This is a genomic window from Erwinia sp. B116 (genome assembly GCF_002865965.1).
In the GTDB taxonomy this organism is placed as follows: Bacteria; Pseudomonadota; Gammaproteobacteria; order Enterobacterales; family Enterobacteriaceae; genus Erwinia.
Genome location: NZ_JRZZ01000038.1, coordinates 1 through 18232, shown reverse-complemented (window position 1 = coordinate 18232; position 18232 = coordinate 1). Strand labels below are relative to the sequence as shown.

The 18232-nt window shown below is 58.3% G+C and carries 16 protein-coding genes; 3 read left to right on the top strand and 13 right to left on the bottom strand.

The window, feature by feature from the left end; all coding sequences use genetic code 11:
• Positions 1-2: 2 nt before the first annotated feature.
• The 13 genes from NV64_RS19045 to udk form a co-directional block, all read right to left on the bottom strand.
• Positions 3-1073: an EpsG family protein gene (locus tag NV64_RS19045; RefSeq protein WP_101506560.1), complete on the bottom strand. Its 1071-nt coding sequence runs from the start codon at positions 1071-1073 to the stop codon at positions 3-5.
• A 97-nt stretch (positions 1074-1170) separates the two neighbouring features.
• Complete coding sequence (locus NV64_RS19040) at positions 1171-2082, bottom strand: WavQ (RefSeq protein WP_101506559.1); 912 nt, start codon at positions 2080-2082, stop codon at positions 1171-1173.
• A complete protein-coding gene (locus NV64_RS19035) occupies positions 2079-3590 on the bottom strand; it encodes a lipopolysaccharide biosynthesis protein (protein ID WP_082502287.1) in 1512 nt (503 codons plus the stop codon). Before NV64_RS19035 ends, NV64_RS19040 begins: the two co-directional genes overlap by 4 nt.
• Positions 3591-3602: 12 nt before the next feature.
• Positions 3603-4136: a dTDP-4-dehydrorhamnose 3,5-epimerase gene (rfbC, locus tag NV64_RS19030; protein ID WP_056233259.1), complete on the bottom strand. Its 534-nt coding sequence runs from the start codon at positions 4134-4136 to the stop codon at positions 3603-3605.
• A 2-nt stretch (positions 4137-4138) separates the two neighbouring features.
• A complete protein-coding gene (rfbA, locus tag NV64_RS19025) occupies positions 4139-5020 on the bottom strand; it encodes a glucose-1-phosphate thymidylyltransferase RfbA (protein ID WP_056233261.1) in 882 nt (293 codons plus the stop codon).
• 43 nt (positions 5021-5063) lie between these two features.
• On the bottom strand, positions 5064-5963 hold the full coding sequence (rfbD, locus tag NV64_RS19020; RefSeq protein ID WP_056233263.1) for a dTDP-4-dehydrorhamnose reductase: 900 nt from the start codon (positions 5961-5963) through the stop codon (positions 5064-5066).
• A complete protein-coding gene (gene rfbB, locus NV64_RS19015; protein WP_101506558.1) occupies positions 5960-7048 on the bottom strand; it encodes a dTDP-glucose 4,6-dehydratase in 1089 nt (362 codons plus the stop codon). Before rfbB ends, rfbD begins: the two co-directional genes overlap by 4 nt.
• 77 nt (positions 7049-7125) lie before the next feature.
• The gene (gene wecA / locus NV64_RS19010; RefSeq protein WP_101506570.1) at positions 7126-8172 is read right to left on the bottom strand and encodes a UDP-N-acetylglucosamine--undecaprenyl-phosphate N-acetylglucosaminephosphotransferase; all 1047 of its coding nucleotides are present in this window, start codon (positions 8170-8172) and stop codon (positions 7126-7128) included.
• A 471-nt stretch (positions 8173-8643) separates the two neighbouring features.
• Positions 8644-9657, bottom strand: a complete 1014-nt coding sequence (galE, locus tag NV64_RS19005) for a UDP-glucose 4-epimerase GalE (RefSeq protein WP_101506557.1) — start codon at positions 9655-9657, stop codon at positions 8644-8646.
• Between the two features lie 51 nt (positions 9658-9708).
• Positions 9709-10605: a UTP--glucose-1-phosphate uridylyltransferase GalF gene (gene galF, locus NV64_RS19000; protein ID WP_101506556.1), complete on the bottom strand. Its 897-nt coding sequence runs from the start codon at positions 10603-10605 to the stop codon at positions 9709-9711.
• Positions 10606-10734: 129 nt separating this feature from the next.
• Positions 10735-12585: an outer membrane assembly protein AsmA gene (asmA, locus tag NV64_RS18995; protein ID WP_056233271.1), complete on the bottom strand. Its 1851-nt coding sequence runs from the start codon at positions 12583-12585 to the stop codon at positions 10735-10737.
• 12 nt (positions 12586-12597) lie between these two features.
• A complete protein-coding gene (gene dcd, locus NV64_RS18990; RefSeq protein ID WP_101506555.1) occupies positions 12598-13179 on the bottom strand; it encodes a dCTP deaminase in 582 nt (193 codons plus the stop codon).
• Between the two features lie 32 nt (positions 13180-13211).
• Positions 13212-13853: a uridine kinase gene (udk, locus tag NV64_RS18985; RefSeq protein WP_056233274.1), complete on the bottom strand. Its 642-nt coding sequence runs from the start codon at positions 13851-13853 to the stop codon at positions 13212-13214.
• Between the two features lie 251 nt (positions 13854-14104).
• Between udk and NV64_RS18980 the strand changes: the two genes are divergently transcribed.
• The 3 genes from NV64_RS18980 to yegD all read left to right on the top strand — a co-directional run.
• Positions 14105-14719: a phosphatase PAP2 family protein gene (locus tag NV64_RS18980; RefSeq protein ID WP_101506554.1), complete on the top strand. Its 615-nt coding sequence runs from the start codon at positions 14105-14107 to the stop codon at positions 14717-14719.
• 109 nt (positions 14720-14828) lie between these two features.
• Positions 14829-17042, top strand: coding sequence for a diguanylate cyclase domain-containing protein (locus NV64_RS18975; RefSeq protein ID WP_199177698.1), 2214 nt, complete (start codon positions 14829-14831; stop codon positions 17040-17042).
• A 128-nt stretch (positions 17043-17170) separates the two neighbouring features.
• A partial coding sequence (gene yegD / locus NV64_RS18970; protein WP_101506552.1) for a molecular chaperone occupies positions 17171-18232 on the top strand: 1062 nt, incomplete at its 3' end.

The following is an 18232-nucleotide window of genomic DNA, read 5'->3' as shown; positions in this document are numbered from 1 at the left end:
CATCACTCCCAAAATACCGACCACGGCAAAAGAATTTTATTATGATAAATATTAAGATAAAACATAAACAGGGTTATCGAAATGATTATACCTAACCCAACAGACTTCTTGGCGGACACCGACATCAGGCAGGGAAGCAGAAACACCTCTGAAAACCCAAACAACTCTGATATACGAATGCTAAAGGCAGGAATATCAAAAAACATCACCCAGAATAAAGAAGAAAAAATATAGAAGCGAAACATTGTATTATGAAACGGAGAGTGGCTGTATCTGCGATTGGCAAATAAAAATATCAACGCAATTACTGCCAGCTTCAGCATCTGCATCATACTGAAAACATTGACTGGCTGCAGGGCTCCCGAGCGTGTTTCCTCACTATAGGCAAGGAATTTCTCCTGTACGAAGCCGATAGGTATATAGGAGAACACACTCGCAAGTCCAAATTTCATAGCATACAAAACGTATGCAAAGACCAGCACAAAAATATAAATCAGAAGTTCTTTATTTTTGACCCTTCCCTTAGGCAAAAATGGCACAATTAAGAACATCAGTGCGGAATAATGGAAAAGGAAAGAGATGAAGATCAACAGATAATAGGTATATCTCCGGTTACTGAACCAGCAGACGATCGCGGCGAAAGCAATACCAATCGCAACACCGATGCGTATCTGCGTCATATCATGCAAAATATAATAATTGCAGTAATAAATCAGCAATGACAGCAGCGGATAGAGACTATACTTTCTCAGTAACTCATGTTTTACCGTGAGGGAAATAAAGGCAAACCCTATAAAAATCAATGCAGGGCTGTTAATCAGGTAATAAGAAAGCCATGTAAAGAAATAGAAGGCAGGCTCAATCAGATAAGTCTGCCCCTGAGTAATATAGCCGTAGATATTCAGATAACTATGATGATCGGGATCAATGTCTCCGCGTAGCGCGCAAAACACTAACAGCGTAACACACATAAATGAGAACATCAGCCGGGACAAATAAACCGGACATCTTCTGTCAACGGATACCAGCAGCATCCCCAGCAGAATCATATAACCGAAAATATAAATTATCATAGTTGAAAACTATTTGATGAAGCAGATATTTAGCTGCGCATCTTTTCCCTGGAAAAACTGAATGCCTTTCCAGGAATGACCGCCAACGCGAAAACACTTACTGATTAAAATAATGCCGGATTTCATCAATCGCCTGGATCACGTTTTGACGTGACTTTTCATGTTCGGCGAGAATATGTTCTGACACTTTATGGCGCGTGGCAGCGGCCCACTCCAGCTGCTGCGGCTCAAAACCGTAGGCCAGCCCGTAACGGTCGCTCTCCTGCGGGTACCAGTCAGTGATGCTGCGCCCTTTTCCCGGCACGACGATCGATTCACAGCCACTCAGCACGGCAAAAATAGAGTACGCGGTGTAATCATCATAGGAGATAAAACGTCGGGCGCGCCGGAACACGTTCGCCATTTCCTGATGGGACAGCCCATCCACCGCGACAGATCCTGCAGGGTGAACAGCGGGTTTATCGGTGCCTTTTCTCACCATATGGCAACATTCCAGCGTCCTGTTATCATCCGCACCTTCCACAGGCTGATAGATATCCAGCGGATAATAGATAACCTTGAGTTCATGCGCGGACAGCACCGAATCTGCACGGGAAAAGTCATCAATGGCGGAATTAAATTTGAACCAGAGTTCACCCTTACCGTAGTCAATCACGCCGGTATGATACCCCGGCTGGTGCAGAAACCAGCGGACCACGCGCTTCGCCCGCAGCGGATTGCCGTTGGTCACTTCAGGATAGACGACAACCGCATCGTCCGGCAGCTTGCCGTTCTGCCAGACTGGTGTCTGCCAGAGTGGGTTGGTCTGAAAACGTCGCTTACCGTAAACGTACCACTTGAGCTCAGCGGCAATCCTTTTCGGATCGGGCCGGTTAGTGCTGAGCGGGGTCGCGCCCACCAGCCAGGCGCGGCACCCTTCCAGCTGATTGATCAGGTGGCACAGACGGTGCAGAACAAGGATCCCGCCACTGTTCCCGTCATAGCTGTTGGCATAAATAAAGACATTCATTGGACACTGGCTCTTAATGTAATGTTAATTTTATTTCTGATAAGCAAAATGTAGCCACCGGTAAGAACCGTTCCCCCAAGGCCCTTCAGCATCAATATAGCGAAACTGACAACGCGACTTGTGGAGGGGATATCCACCCGGGCGATAAACCAGAACCAGACCAGCGAAATGAGTATGACCGGCAGCAGCATCTGGTAGAGCAATGCGGCTCCGGAGACAAAATAACGATGAAAGTTATAGCCTGCCCACAGCAGGAACAGCAGACCGCTGCTGGCCGCAAAAAACAGCGATGTCCCCTCACCCTGCCAGACGCGGGCAACAATGACGTTGAGAGGGACCACCAGCACGCTGAAGAGCAGATAGATCAGCGTATGGTTTTTCAGCTGGCCGGAACTGTATCGCAGTAAAAAACAGAGGTTAGACAGTACGGCAAACACGCTACCGGCAAACAGCCACGGCAGGTAACGCGCGGCGCCCTCAGCCAGAACACGATCGTTGCTCCAGAGATAGAGAAGATCGTTGGCAAAGAAAAACATAAACGCGCTCAGCGGCACCAGCAGCAGGCAGACAAAACTGTAGGCAGCAAAAAAGAACCGCGCAAAGACGGCGAAATTTTTCTCATGCCAGCTACGCGTGAGCCTGGGCAACAGCACCTGGTTGAGGGGATCGCTGATGATGGCAACCACGGTAGTCAGTGACACCGCTACGCTGTATTTTGCGTAATCAGACAGCGCCATAAATCGGGTAAGCGCCAGCTTGTCTGACTGATTGACGATAATCCACAGTATGGATAACAGCGAAAGCTGTAACGCGAACAGCAGCAGGCTTCTTAACGACAGACGGTTGACCACTTCATTAACGTCGCGAAGTCCGGCAACAATCTTTCGTTTAACTCTTTCGCCGTAAAATATCATCAGCGAGGTGTTAATTATCGCGGCAATCAGCTGGGCGAAAAAATAAAATTTTATATCCTGCCGGTAATAGATCAGCAGCAGCAGGGCGCCGGGCTGTGACAGAGACATATAGACAAAGTTGATGGTAGCAAGCGTCGCCTGACTTTCATTCGAAAGCAGTAAACTTCGCCATGGCCCCTGAATATAGTGTACGGCGAAAATGCAAAACATCAGCGACGTACAGAATGCCACTTCCTGATGGCTGAGGCTGGTGTTCAGCCAGCTTTTACCGTAATGCTGCGCCAGCAGGCTGCCCAGCAGCGCTACCGCGACCCCCACCGTAACAAACAGAATAATGACTTTACGAAACACACTGAGGAACTGACTGAACTGCCCCCGGCTGGTACGTGACACGATCGCCTGCCGGGTTAATACGCCGCCGATGCCGGCATCCAGGATGTTCATGCAGGCCAGCAGAATAGCAAAAAAACCTACCAGCCCGTAAGCATCATAGCCGACCAGCTTTATGACCCACGGAACCAGAACAATGCTGATCGCAGCGGCATAAATCCTGACGCTGTAAATATAGGCCAATACATTAAGGTGTTTATTCATTATTGCGGAGGATCATAAGAATTTTTCAGCAGCGGCATCTTTCTCAGAAAGCAGAGGGCCGCCGGACGGCAGCGGCCAGCGGATATCCAGTACAGGATCGTTCCAGGCGATCCCCGCATCGCTCTGCGGATGGTAGTAAGCCGTCGTTTTGTAGACAAACTCAGCGCTGTCGCTTAGTACCAGAAAACCGTGTGCAAATCCTTCCGGTATCCACAACTGGCGTTTGTTTTCCGCCGAGAGGATCTCCCCCACCCACTGGCCACGCGTCGGCGAGCCGGGGCGGATATCCACCGCCACGTCAAACACCGCACCGGCGACACAACGCACCAGCTTGCCCTGAGCGTGCGGCTCACGCTGGTAGTGCAGGCCGCGTAATACGCCTTTAGAGGATTTAGAGTGGTTATCCTGCACAAAACTCACCGGGTGACCGACTGCCTGCTCAAAGACCTGTTGGCTGAAGCTTTCAAAAAAGAAGCCGCGATCGTCGCCAAACACCCGGGGTTCAAACAGCAACACGTCAGGTATTGCCGTGGTGATCACATTCATTATCAGTTCAGACCTTTAATCATTTTCAACAGATACTGACCGTAGGCGTTTTTCGACAGCGGTTCGGCCAGTTTGCGCACCTGCGCAGCATCAATAAAGCCTTTGCGGAAGGCGATCTCTTCCGGGCAGGAGACTTTCAGCCCCTGACGTTCTTCAATGGTCTGAATGAAGTTGCTGGCCTCGATCAGGCTGTGGTGGGTGCCGGTGTCCAGCCACGCGAAGCCGCGCCCCATCATCGCTACTGACAGCTCGCCCTGCTCCATATACAGGCGGTTAATATCGGTGATCTCCAGCTCGCCGCGTGGTGACGGCTGCAGGCTTTTGGCCATCCCGACTACGCGGTTGTCGTAGAAGTAGAGCCCGGTAACGGCGTAGTTACTCTTTGGTTCGGCTGGTTTCTCCTCCAGCGACACCGCCACGCCGTCCGCGTCAAACTCGACCACGCCGTAACGCTCGGGGTCGTTGACGTGATAGGCAAAGACCGTTGCGCCGGAAGTCTGGCCCACCGCCGACTGCAGCTCTTTTGGCAGGTCGTGGCCGTAGAAGATATTGTCGCCGAGCACCAGCGCACAGCTGTCTTCACCGATAAACTCTTCACCGAGGATAAACGCCTGCGCCAGCCCGTCCGGGCTCTGTTGCACCACGTACTGCAGGTTAAGGCCCCACTGGCTGCCATCGCCAAGCAGCTGTTCAAAACGCGGCGTGTCCTGCGGGGTGCTGATAATCAGGATATCGCGGATGCCGGCCAGCATCAGGGTGCTGAGCGGGTAGTAGATCATCGGTTTGTCATAGATCGGCAGCAGCTGCTTGCTGACCGCCATTGTCACCGGATAGAGACGGGTGCCGGAGCCGCCCGCCAGAATAATTCCCTTACGTGCCATCATGATTCTCTTATTTTTACGTCCGCTTCGTGCGGAGCGGAAATGATTATTTTACCTGCGACGGCAGGATTTCGGCCAGCATCCGCTGAACACCCTGCTGCCACTCAGGCAATTGCAGGCCAAACGCCTGCTTAAATTTTGCCGTATCCAGCCGCGAATTAAGCGGTCGCTGTGCCGGAGTGGGATAACCGCTGGTCGGCTGCGGATTAAGCTTCCGCAGCGCCAGCGGCAGGCCGGCTGCATCGGCTTCACTGAACACCAGCCGGGCATAGTCGTACCAGCTGGTCGTGCCGCCCGCCGCAAGGTGGTAAACCCCGGCCAGCGCCGGGTTAGCCAGCGCTTTAACCAGCGCATGGGCGCTACAGTCTGCCAGCAGGTCCGCGCCGGTCGGTGCGCCAAACTGGTCATTAATCACCGCCAGCTCTTCGCGCTGCTGGCCAAGACGCAGCATGGTGCGGGCAAAGTTATTCCCGCGGCTGCCGTAGACCCAGCTGGTACGGAAGATCAGGTGCTGGTCACAGGCCGCAATAATTGCCTGCTCGCCGGCCAGCTTGCTGGCGCCGTACACGTTCAGCGGACCGGTGCTGTCGTCTTCCCGCCACGGTCGTTCACCGCTGCCGGAAAAGACGTAATCGGTGGAGTAGTGAATCAGCCATGCGCCCAGCTGCTGCGCTTCGCGGGCAAGCACTTCGACCGCCTGCGCATTCACCTGATAAGCGGCCTGCGGCTCGCTTTCGGCAAGGTCAACGGCGGTCCAGGCGGCAGCGTTAACAATCACATCCGGCCGCAGCTGGCGGACAGTCGCCGCCAGCAGTTCAGGCTGGCGCAGATCGCCACAGTAGTCGGCCGCATCGCTGGCCAGCGCCGTCACCTGGCCGAGCGGCGCCAGCGCGCGCTGCAGTTCCCAGCCGAGCTGGCCGTTTTTCCCTAACAGCAGGATCTTCATTGCTGACGACCCTGATAGTTGTGGTCGATCCACGCCTGATAGGCGCCGCTTTTCACGTTGGCAACCCATTCGGCGTTATCCAGATACCACTGCACGGTTTTGCGGATGCCGCTGTCGAAGGTTTCCTGCGGCTGCCAGCCCAGTTCACGGGCGATTTTGCCCGCGTCAATGGCGTAGCGGCGGTCGTGGCCCGGGCGGTCGGCCACGTAAGCGATCTGCTGGCGGTATGGCGTCTCTTTCGGCACCAGCTCATCCAGCAGATCGCAGATGGTTTCCACCACCTGCAGGTTCTGCTTCTCGTTGTGGCCGCCGATATTATAGGTCTCCCCCACTTCACCACGGGTCAGCACGGTATAGAGCGCACGGGCGTGATCGTCGACATAGAGCCAGTCACGGATCTGGTCACCCTTGCCGTACACCGGCAGCGGTTTGCCCGCCAGCGCGTTGAGGATCACCAGCGGGATCAGTTTCTCGGGGAAATGATACGGGCCATAGTTGTTCGAGCAGTTGGTCACCAGCGTTGGCAGGCCGTAGGTGCGCAGCCAGGCGCGGACCAGGTGATCGGAGGCGGCCTTAGACGCAGAGTAAGGGCTGCTTGGCGCATAGGGGGTGGTTTCGGTAAACAGCGGCAGGGGGTGCCCGTCGCTGACCTCGTCCGGGTGCGGCAGGTCACCGTACACTTCATCGGTGGAGATGTGGTGGAAGCGGAACGCCGCTTTGCGCGCCTCATCAAGCTCATTCCAGTAGCCGCGTGCCGCTTCCAGCAGCACGCTGGTGCCGACGATATTGGTATGGATAAAGTCCGCCGGGCCGCTAATCGAGCGGTCAACGTGGCTTTCCGCCGCCAGGTGCATCACCGCATCGGGCTGATGACGTGCAAACAGTTCCCGCATCGCCGGAGCGTCGCAGATATCGGCCTGCTCAAAGGCGTAGCGCGGGTCGGCTTCAACGCTGACCAGCGACTCAGGATTGCCGGCGTAGGTCAGTTTGTCGAGATTCACCACGCTGTCGGCTGTGCAGTTAATAATATGACGTACCACGGCAGAGCCGATAAATCCGGCTCCGCCGGTCACTAAAATTTTCACGCGTCAATTCTCTCTGATTATTTACGTCAACCGTTACCGGCGCGGCCCATTATCTGCATAATGTACCTGAAATCACTTTATTTAACAGTCAGTAAGCGATCAAACGAAAGCTTAATGCGATAGGATGCGCCTACCCCGTACAGCAGGAAGAAGGATGCCGGCAAAAACAGCAGCAGCTGCCAGCCGTCCGGCACGTGGCAGCCATCAAGGATAATACCGGTCATTGCGCTGAAGACCTGTGCGGAGGTCATCACTAACAGCGTCCAGCGACCGCTTAAGCCGGCACGCATCAGTATATGGTGCATGTGCTCACGGTCAGCGCGGAACGGGCTGACCCCGCGCAACACACGGCTGACCATCACCCGCAGCATATCCACCAGCGGTACGGCAATCAGCCACAGCGCAGTTACCGGGCTCATTACCGCCTCTTCGCCCTGGGTGGCAAGGATCAGCAGCCAGATCACCGTAAAGCCAATCAGCATACTCCCCGCATCCCCCATAAAGACTTTAAACTTGCGCCCCCATGGAATACCGAGGTTAAGCAGGATATAGGGAATACAGGCGGCCATCAGGCCAAGGCACCACATCGCCAGCTCCGCATTACCGCCCATCAGGAACACGATGCTCAGTGAACCGAAGGTCACGCAGGAGAGCGCGCCCAGCAGGCCATCAATACCGTCCACCATATTGAAGGCGTTAATGGCACCGATAACGGCAAATACGGTCATCAGCCAGCCCAGCCCGCCAAGCATCAGCGGATAGCCGAACAGAATATTGCCAAAGGAGGAGAGCGACAGCCCGCTGAGCACCATAACGATGGCCACGCCTGCCTGAATGCCTGCGCGAGGCAGCACCGGCAGGTCGAACCGATCGTCCAGGATGCCGACTACCAGCAATACGCTGGCGCACAGCATGTAAAGCGAGAAGTCCGGCAGCCAGCCCGGCTGCAGCAAATACATAATCCACAGTGAAAAATAAATTGAGACCCCGCCTACCAGCGGAATCGTGCCCTTGTGCTGTTTACGTCCGCCGGGTTTGTCAACCAAACCGACGCGGCGGGCAATTTTACGCGCAATAAACAGCAGTGCCATGGCACCGAGAAAAATAATGAGGATGTCCTGCATATCTCTGCACCCATAATCATTCAGATTGTGCGCTTCGCGCGTTTTTCCCACGCTACCGCCCCTGGCTTTCGCTACCAGCAGGCATAGGTGATGTCCATCATTGTTGGTAAGGCTAGAAGCTTTGGAACGGATTGTGTTCAGGAATAATCCTGAAAAGTCTATTCTGCTGCCGGACTGACTGCCTCTGACAGCCTAACTCCCGGTTACTACAGAGAAAACCCTAATCAGCAAACATCTTAAAATACGTTAAGAGTAGGGATTAAAGCCTGATTCTACGCCAGAAGCCTGCGGAGTATAGATTCAAACTGCATTTTTGGCAAAAAGTGTTAAAAATTAAGAAGTAAGAATAATCTCATTACGATCAAGGGATTAGAAATGCGAGGGAATATGAATGGACGTAACTTACTGAAAAATAAAAACTTCCGCGCACGGAAGTTTTTTTACGAAATAATAAAGCTGTTCTGATGTTTTCTAACGATAGCCGTTCGGGTTTTTCGACTGCCAGTTCCAGGTATCTCGCATCATCTCATCGATACCGCGTGAGACGCGGAAGTCGAGTTCACGATCGGCCAGCGAGGCATCGGCCCAGAAGGCGGCCAGGTCACCGGCGCGGCGCGGCGAGATCTGATACGGCACCGCACGGCCTGAGGCTTTCTCAAACGCCCTGAGCATCTCCAGCACCGAATACCCTTCCCCGGCACCGAGGTTGTAGGCTTTATAGCCGCTGATGGCCGGCAGGTGATCCAGCGCCTTCAGGTGGCCTTCGGCCAGATCCATTACGTGAATATAGTCACGCACGCCGGTGCCGTCTTTGGTTGGGTAGTCGCCGCCAAAGATGCCAAGCTTCTCCAGCCGGCCGATCGCCACCTGGGCAATGTAGGGCAGCAGGTTATTAGGGATACCGTTGGGATCTTCGCCAATCAGGCCGGATTCATGGGCGCCGACCGGGTTGAAGTAGCGCAGCGCGATAATCTGAAACTGCGGTTCGGCGGCGGCGAAGTCGCGCAGGATCTGCTCGACCATCAGCTTGGAGGTGCCGTACGGGCTGGTGGTGCCGCCGATCGGCGTGGTTTCCACATAGGGCACCGGCGCGTCGGCACCGTAAACGGTCGCGGAAGAGCTGAAGATAAACTGATGCACGCCGGCAGCGCGCATCTCTTCCAGCAGCACCAGGCTGCCGGTAACGTTGTTCTGGTAGTACTCCAGCGGCTTGCGCGTCGACTCCCCCACCGCCTTCAGCCCGGCGAAGTGGATCACCGCATCAATGGCGTGGCTGGCGAAAATGTCGCGCAGGCAGGCGCGATCGAGAATATCGCCTTCCACGAAGGTGGCGGTTTTACCGCTCAGCTGCTCAACGCGCTTTACCGCTTCGCGCGAGGCGTTGCTCAGGTTATCCAGTACAACCACTTCGCTGCCGCGCTGCAGCAGCGACAGCACGGTGTGCGAGCCGATATACCCCGCCCCACCGGTGACTAAAATTGCCATGATGACTCCTTGCGGGCCACGCCAACGGGCAGGGCCCTGATTAACGTTGGCTTATTTCGCCAGGATTTTTTTAATCGCGTCGCGGAAATCGGCGCCCTGAGCATGGTTACGCAGGCCAAGGGTAACGAACGCCTTCATATAACCGAGCTTACGGCCGCAGTCAAAGCTGTCGCCGCTCAGCAGGTGGGCATCCACCGGCTTTTTCTTGCTCAGGTTGGCGATGGCGTCGGTCAGCTGGAAGCGTCCCCAGGCGCCCGGCTCCAGGTTCTGCAGCTCGGCCCAGATATCGGCAGACAGCACGTAGCGGCCCACCGCTGACAGCGTGGAGTTCAGCGCCTGCGGATCTTCCGGCTTCTCAACGAAGTCGACGATCGGGCTGACTTTACCCGGAATCGACAGCGGCTCCTGGGTGGTCAGCACCGAGTACTCGGAGAGGTCAGCGTCTTCAAGACGGTGCGCCAGCACCTGGCTGCGGCCGGTCTCTTCAAAACGGGCGATCATCGCCGCCAGGTTGTAACGCAGCGGGTCGGCGGTGGAGCCGTCCAGCAGCACGTCCGGCAGCACCACCACAAACGGCTGGTCGTGCAGCATCGGGCGGGCGCACAGCAGCGCATTCGCCAGGCCCAGCGGCTGCGGCTGGCGCACGTTCATAATGGTCACGCCCGGCGGGCAGATCGACTGAACTTCGCTGAGCAGCGAGCGTTTTACGCGGGCTTCCAGCAGCGCTTCCAGCTCGTAGGAGGTATCAAAATGGTTTTCGACGGCGTTCTTAGACGCGTGAGTCACCAGCACAATCTCTTTGATGCCGGCGGTCACACACTCATCGACAATGTACTGAATCATTGGCTTGTCGACGATAGGTAACATCTCTTTAGGAATGGCTTTGGTAGCGGGGAGCATGTGCATACCAAGGCCAGCGACCGGGATTACTGCCTTAAGCTTGGTCATAGTTTTTCCAAATCAATAAGAGTGTAATTGTTCTTCGATTATGCATTAAAGGAATGATTCTTCAGTATAATCTTATTCTGAAATTTAAAAAGATTGCGGCAGAATAAAAAAACCGGCACAGCGTGCCGGTTAACGTTCCAGATCTTTCAGCAACTTGTTTGCATCGCCGCTGTTTTTCGCTTCCGGGTTACGCCCCATCCACTCCTTCAGCCGCTGTTTCGCTTCATCACGCAGCTGCGATCGCAGCACCTGGTCGACCTTCAGGCTGTAGTTGATCTGCGACCAGGGCCCGTAGATGCGTAGCGGCACCGGGGTGGTCTGCAGGCGCCGCACCAGCGAATCATCGCCCTGCCAGCCGTCGGTCACGGTAACGCCGAAGTTCATATCCAGCGCGCGGTTGGCCAGATCGACGTTGCCGCTGCCGTTATAGTTGAGCGCAGAGCCACGCGCGTCGAGTTTGACAAAATCGAGCCGGCCGTTGTTCAGCGTGGCGCTGCCGGTAATCTGCTGCAGGTCCGGCTGCCCCTCCTGGCGATCGCCGCGCACCTTATCGCTGCTGTTCTCCACCGCGCGCTGCACCAGCTGTTGAAAATTAAGCCCGGCGATCTGTGCGTCGGCCAGCCGCATCTCGCCCTTACCGCGCCACTGGCGCTTAAAGGCGTCGACGGTTAAGCCGTCGCCGCTGAAAGCACCGCTGAGCGACAGCTCGCCGCTGACCGAGTCCGGCAGCGCAAAGGCGTTAAGCAGCGGGCCAAGCGGCATCGACTTCAGCAGCGGCCGCACGCTGACCAGGGTCTGCGTCGGGGTGATCGTCAGAGTGGCAGGCAGAGAGAAACTGCCCGGCCCGCTGCGCCCGTCAAACTGGCTAACGGTCAGCTTACCGTCACGGTTGTCCGCCGCCAGCTGCACGCCATCCATATTGATGCCGCGCCACTGCAGGCGGTCGGCCTGCAGCGCCAGCGAGCCGTTAAAGCCGGCAAGCACCGACCCGGCGTGATCGTGCAGCGGCATATCGGCGATCACAGGCCCGCGCGAGGCGGCCGCAGCAGGCTGGGAAGCGGTACTGGCGGCGACCGGCATCGCCAGCAGCGCATCAAGATTCAGGTTGCTGGCGTGCAGGCGGGCCTGCAGCTGCGGCAGCTCACCCAGCCGGCCGCTGAGGGTGCCGCTCAGCTGGCTGTCGTTGGCGCTGAGCTGCAGATCGCTGAGGCTGAAGTCACGGCTCTGGCCGTTCCAGCTGGCCTGCATGCTGGCGCTGCCGCTGATGCCCTCAGTGGGCAGATCGGCCCCGCGCAGGCGATAGTCGAACCGGGTGATCGCTCCGCTGAGCTGGCGCGGGTAGCCGCTGAGGTCAACGTCGCTCTTCAGCGTCAGCTGCAGCTCGCGCTGGTCACGGTTAATGCGGCTGCTGACCTCCAGCTTTGCCTGCCGCGGCTGCGGCTGATCCAGCTGCAGGTTAAAGTCACGGACGTTGAGCTGGCTGCCGTCGCGCTGCTGCCACACCAGCAGGCTGTCGACGATCTTCAGATGCGCAATATCAAACGACCAGCCGTGGGTAACGTCGTCAAGCGGTGCAGAAGCAGAGGAGCCGGCCGGACCGATCGGCGCGTCCGGCGGGCTCTGGCGTTCGCTGTCGGGGATTAAGCGCACGACCGCGCCTTTCAGCATCACCTGTTTGACCGCCAGCTGATGGGAAAGCAGCGGCAGCAGGGCAACGTCCAGCCGCATATTTTCGGCGCTGAGCACCGGCTGGCTGGCCCCCGGTGCGGTGAGGCTCACCGGGCCGGAGAGGATGCTGAGCTGCGGCCAGACGTGCCAGCGCAGCTCGCCCGTCAGCGCCAGGCGGTAGCCGCTGCGCTGCTCCACCTGCCGGGTCATATAGCTGCGAAAGTCATTGGGATTGACCAGCACCACCAGCGCGGTCATGCCTGCCACTATCACCACCAACAGAATGGCTAACGTGGTTATCAATCTCTTCATGCCTTCCGCTCCTTAGTCTTCGTCAATACGGCTCGCGTCTGCGCCCTGCTGGCCTTTGTATTTGGCATCCTGCCGGCTGTTATACGGGCGGGCGGCAGGCCCCGAAAGGGGTTCGAAGCTCAGCGCGCCGATCAGCATGCCGGGGCGCAGCGCCAGCGGCAGCTTACCGGAGTTATAGAACTCCAGCACGATGCGGCCCTGCCAGCCGGGATCGATGCGGTGCGCGGTGACGTGCACCATCAGCCCTAAGCGGGCCAACGACGAGCGGCCGTCCAGCCAGCCGACCAGATCGTTCGGCAGGGTAACCGACTCCAGCGTCACCGCCAGCGCCAGCTCGCCGGGGTGCAGGAAGAACGCCTCCCCTTCCGGCAGCACGATCTCATCGCTCATCACCCGATCCAGCGCGGCGCTGACTTCGTGCTTCGGCCCGCTCAGATCGATAAAAGGCGCGGTGTGGCCGCGAAAAGTGCGGAACTGGTTGCCGAGGCGCACGTCGACCGTCGCCCCGCTGATGCGTTCAACCGGCGGGCGCGGCTCAATGCCGAGGCGGCCATCGTCGAGCCAGGCTTCTATATCGCGGTCACATAATCTCATTCGCTGACTCCCCTGGCATCACTGCCCGTAACTTATTCAAAAAACTGGGTGATTTTGGCCTTGAGGATATCGATGGCGATGCGGTTTTTACCGCCGCGTGGCACGATGATATCCGCATACTGCTTGGACGGCTCAATAAACTGCAGGAACATTGGCCGCACGGTCTTCTGATACTGTGCCATCACCGAGTCCATTGAGCGGCCGCGTTCGTTGACGTCACGCTTCATGCGGCGCATCAGGCAGATGTCCAGCGGCGTGTCGACGAAGATGGAGAAGTTCATCTCGTCGCGCAGCCGCGCGTCGGTCAGCAGCAGAATGCCTTCCAGAATAATCACCTTCTTCGGCTGCAGCGTAATGGTCTGCGCGGTGCGGGTGTGCTCCACGTAACTGTACACCGGCAGTTCGATCGCCTGGCCGGCCTTCAGCATCTGCAGATGCTGCAGCAGCAGGTTGTGATCCATGGCGCTGGGATGGTCGTAGTTAGTTTTAACCCGCTCTTCCATGGTTAAGTGGCTCTGGTCTTTATAGTAGGCATCCTCCGGGATCACGCCAATGTTTTCATCGCCGACCCGTTCACGCACTTCACGGTACAGCGTGCTGGCGATAAGACTTTTTCCCGAGGCAGACGCGCCTGCGATACCTACAATGACGCACTGGTGTGACTTGTCAGTCATATTAAAGACCTGGTTCCAAAACAGAGAAATGAGAAGTAGCCTGCAAAATCGGCTTGCACAAAAGCGGCCAGCGCCCCGGCAGCCGAAGTTCATCAAGGCTTTGCGGGCGCAATTATAGGGAGTTCAACCGGTTGATGCCAGAAAAATGCGCCGCGGTGATTTTCAGAGTTTCCCGTTTGGCGGCGCGGGATTTGCCGGGTAGAATCGCCTGCTGAATCGTTAAACAAGGAAAGGCCGTGTCGAACCCTGCAATGCATATTTTAACCTACTTCGGTGACAGTATGCTGTTGATCCCCACCGCGGTGATTATGGCGCTGCTGCTGCGCTGGAAAAATGACGACCGCCGGGCGGTGTGGTTCTGGCTGCTGGCGTTTGGCTGTGCCGGCGCGGTGGTGAGCATTTCGAAGATCGCCTTTCTTGGCTTTGGCATCGGCAGCGTACGCTTCAATTTTACCGGCTTCAGCGGCCACAGCGCGATGTCCGCCACGCTGTGGCCGGTGATGCTGTGGCTGTTAACCGGGCGGCTGGCGCGCGGGTGGCGGCTGGCGGCGCTGGCGATTGGCTACCTGATCCCGCTGCTGGTCGGCATTTCGCGGCTGGCGCTGGACGCCCACTCGCCGAGCGAAGTTATAAGCGGGCTGCTGCTGGGCTATACCCTGAGCAGCGCCTTCCTGATCGCCCAGCGCGGCATGCGCCCGCACGGTTTTTCGCTGGCGCAGCTGGCGGTGGCGCTGCTGCTGCCGGTGCTGCTGTTCAGCCAGGGGCGGGTGGCCACCACCCAGCAGTTCCTGCAGCGCCTGTCGGCGCAGCTGGCCGGTATTGAACAGCCGTGGACGCGCGCCGACCTGCTTAATCAGCGACGTTAAGCCCGCCGGGGCAGAGACGATTTAGCCACTGCCCACCTCCATTGTTATGCTAGCATTGCACATATGATCAAGAATGCGCCAAACCCGGCGCCGCAGTGGATATTTATGGATGGCAACCGAGACCCTGGTCAGCGTATCGCGCACCCGCACCACGTGGCTTAACGCCCTGCAGCTGGCACTGCTCAGTTTTACCCTGACGCTGTTCTGCCTCGAGCTGATCGTGGTCAGCGGCCATATCGCACCGCTGTGGCTCTCTACCCCGCTGATGACCATCGTGGTGTTCCGTAACCCGTCGCGCAGCCTGCCGCTGCTGCTGGCAGGCTGCGTGCTTGGCGTCAGCTGCGCCAACGCGCTGCTGCTTGGCCCCGCGTTCTCCAACGTTAAATTTCCGCTGATCAATCTGGCCCAGGCGCTGTTTGGCGGCCTGCTGCTGCGCCGGCTGCTTGACGCAGAGTCGCCGCTCGGTTCGCTGTTCGACTGGGCTAAAATGGTGTTCGGCGCGGTGCTGCTGGCACCGATGTTCGGCGCGCTGCTGGCCAGCTGGTTACTGCATATAACCCCGGGCGGATCGCCGCACTATTTTATCTCCTGGGTGGTATCCGAAGTGATCGGCATGCTGGCGATCGGCCCGGTCGGACTGCTGTGGCAGCGCAGCACGGTAAAACGGCTGCTGGCCGAGCGTGGGCTGGAGATCCTGCTGACCGGCCTGGCCACGCTGGCGCTGGTGTGGCTGGCGCTGCGCTACGTGCCCTGGCCATTTACCATGCTGGTGGTGATCCTGTTTTACAGCGCGGTGCGCCTGCCGAGGCTGGCGGCGTTCAGCGTCTTCCTGCTGGCGATCGCGCTGGTGACGCTGATTCTGACCTTCGAGCTGGCCGGCCACGACAGCCCCAACAGCCAGCTGTTAAAGGTTACCCCGTGGATCCCGTTTTTGCTGGCGCTGATCCCGGCGCATATGATGACCCTCGTGATGCACGCCTTCCGCGCCGACCGCCGGGGGATCATCGAGAGTGAAGCCCGCTTTCGCCACGCGATGGAGTTCTCGGCGATCGGCATGGCGCTGGTGGCACCGGCCGGCCAGTGGCTGCAGGTGAACCGCGCGCTGTGCCTGCTGCTCGGCTACAGCGAAGCGGAGCTGAAGCAGATGACCTTCCAGCAGCTGACCCACCCTGACGACCTGCATGCCGACGTTGCTCAGGCCCACGCGCTGCTGGCCGGCGAAATGCAGAGCTACAGCCAGGAGAAACGGTACTACCGCCGCGACGGTGAACTGGTGTGGGCGCTGCTGGCGGTGTCGCTGGTGCGCGATGAGCAGGGGACGCCGCTCTACTTTATCAGCCAGATTGAAGATATCACCGCCATGAAACACACCGCCGGCGAGAATCAGCGACTGATGGCGCGCCTGACCCAGGCCAACGAGGCGCTGTATCATGAGAAAGAGCGGATGCACATCACGCTCAACACCATCGACGAGGCGGTGATCGGCACCGACCGCGAGATGCGGGTCAACTTTATGAACCCGGTGGCAGAAGAGATGAGCGGCTGGCTGCAGCATCAGGCGACGGGCAAACCGCTGGCGGAGATCCTGCGCATCACCCGCGGCAGCCACGGCGAGGAGCTGGAGAACCTGCTGCAGAGCGGGCTGCCCGTGGCGGTAACGCCGCTGGTGGAGAACGATCTGGTGCTGCACAACCGCAACGACGCGCAGTTTGCTATTCACTACAGCTTCTCGCCGCTGACCACGCAGCAGGGCGACAGCATCGGCAGCGTGATGGTGATCCGCGACGTCAGCGAGTCGCGCGAGATGATCCGTCGCCTGAGCTACAGCGCCTCACACGATATGCTGACCCGTCTGCCAAACCGCGTCAGCTTTGAGCAGCAGCTCGGTGAACTGCTGCAGGAGAACGGCGACCGCCCTGCCCGCCACGTGCTGGCGTTTATCGACCTCGATCGTTTCAAGGCGGTGAACGACAGCGCCGGCCACGCGGCGGGCGACGCGCTGCTGCGCGAGCTGGCGATCGTGATGCGCCTGCAGTTGCGCACCAACGATCTGCTGGCGCGGCTGGGCGGCGATGAGTTTGGCGTGCTGCTGCCGGAGTGCGAGCTGGCGACGGCGATCGGCATCATCGAGCGGCTGGTGGCGGCGGTTCAAGCGCACCGCTTCCACTGGCAGAACCACAGCCATCAGGTAGGAGCCAGCGCCGGGCTGACGCGGCTGGACCCCGGTTTTACCGCCTCGGAGGCGATGGTGCATGCGGATATCGCCTGTTATAACGCCAAGCACAACGGCCGCGGCCAGCTTTCGGTCTGGCAGTATTTTTAGCCTTTCCCCCGCCACCGGTGGCGGCCGTGGCGCGCGAATCATCCCGCCGCCGCTCTCTTCACTTGCCGTAACGCGCCAGACAGGCTAAAGTCGCCCCCTTTTTTTTCCCACACTCAGCGGAGGGGACGATGTTTATCGGTTTCGATTACGGTACGGCTAACTGCTCGGTAGCCATTATGGAGAACGGCGCGCCTAAGCTGCTGCCGCTGGAGCAGGGCTCACCCTATTTACCCTCAATGCTGTGTGCGCCGGTCCGCGAAGCGGTGAGCGAGTGGCTGTTCCGCCATCATCAGGTGCCGACGCCGGACGCCGATACCCAGGCGCTGCTGAAGCGCTCCATTTCCCTTAATCGCGAAGAAGATATTGAGGTCACGGCGGGCAGCGTAAAGTTTGGCCTGGCCTCGCTGGCGCAGTATATGGCCGATCCGGAAGACGTATGGTTTGTGAAGTCGCCGAAATCGTTCCTTGGTGCCAACGGTCTGAAGCCGCAGCAGGTGGCGTTTTTCGAGGATCTGGTGTGCGCGATGATGCTGCATATCCGTCAGGCGGCGGAGAGCGGGGTGCAGCAGAGCGTGCGTCAGGCGGTGATCGGCCGTCCGGTGAACTTCCAGGGGCTGGGTGGCGATGAGGCCAACCGTCAGGCGGAGGGGATTCTGGCCCGCGCTGCCAGCCGTGCCGGGTTTAGCGACGTGGTGTTTCAGTTTGAGCCGGTGGCGGCCGGGCTGGATTTTGAGGCGACGCTGAGCGAGGAGACCCGGGTGCTGGTGGTGGATATCGGCGGCGGTACCACCGACTGTTCGATGTTGCTGATGGGGCCACAGTGGCACGATAAGGCCGATCGCAGCGCCAGTCTGCTGGGCCACAGCGGTTGCCGCGTGGGCGGTAACGATCTGGATATTATGCTGGCGTTTAAGCAGCTGATGCCGCTGCTGGGTCTGGGCGGTGAGACGCTGAAGGGTATGGGGCTGCCTGCCCTGCCGTGGTGGAATGCGGTGGCGATTAACGATGTGCCGGCGCAGAGTGATTTTTACGCCGCGGCCAGCCGTAAGCTGTTGCAGGATCTGATCCGCGACGCGCGCGAGCCGCAGAAGGTGGCGCATTTGCTGAAGGTGTGGCAGCAGCGGCTGGGCTATCGTCTGGTGCGGGCGGCCGAGGAGAGCAAGATCGCGCTGTCGCAGCAGGATCGCGTT

Bases quoted from the DNA above. Each gene is read 5' to 3' on its own strand.
- NV64_RS19045 (WP_101506560.1), bottom strand. From the start codon at position 1,073: ATGATAATTTATATTTTCGGTTATATGATTCTGCTGGGGATGCTGCTG.
- NV64_RS19040 (WP_101506559.1), bottom strand. From the start codon at position 2,082: ATGAATGTCTTTATTTATGCCAACAGCTATGACGGGAACAGTGGCGGG.
- NV64_RS19035 (WP_082502287.1), bottom strand. From the start codon at position 3,590: ATGAATAAACACCTTAATGTATTGGCCTATATTTACAGCGTCAGGATT.
- rfbC (WP_056233259.1), bottom strand. From the start codon at position 4,136: ATGAATGTGATCACCACGGCAATACCTGACGTGTTGCTGTTTGAACCC.
- rfbA (WP_056233261.1), bottom strand. From the start codon at position 5,020: ATGATGGCACGTAAGGGAATTATTCTGGCGGGCGGCTCCGGCACCCGT.
- rfbD (WP_056233263.1), bottom strand. From the start codon at position 5,963: ATGAAGATCCTGCTGTTAGGGAAAAACGGCCAGCTCGGCTGGGAACTG.
- wecA (WP_101506570.1), bottom strand. From the start codon at position 8,172: ATGCAGGACATCCTCATTATTTTTCTCGGTGCCATGGCACTGCTGTTT.
- galE (WP_101506557.1), bottom strand. From the start codon at position 9,657: ATGGCAATTTTAGTCACCGGTGGGGCGGGGTATATCGGCTCGCACACC.
- galF (WP_101506556.1), bottom strand. From the start codon at position 10,605: ATGACCAAGCTTAAGGCAGTAATCCCGGTCGCTGGCCTTGGTATGCAC.
- asmA (WP_056233271.1), bottom strand. From the start codon at position 12,585: ATGAAGAGATTGATAACCACGTTAGCCATTCTGTTGGTGGTGATAGTG.
- dcd (WP_101506555.1), bottom strand. From the start codon at position 13,179: ATGAGATTATGTGACCGCGATATAGAAGCCTGGCTCGACGATGGCCGC.
- udk (WP_056233274.1), bottom strand. From the start codon at position 13,853: ATGACTGACAAGTCACACCAGTGCGTCATTGTAGGTATCGCAGGCGCG.
- NV64_RS18980 (WP_101506554.1), top strand. From the start codon at position 14,105: ATGCATATTTTAACCTACTTCGGTGACAGTATGCTGTTGATCCCCACC.
- NV64_RS18975 (WP_199177698.1), top strand. From the start codon at position 14,829: ATGGCAACCGAGACCCTGGTCAGCGTATCGCGCACCCGCACCACGTGG.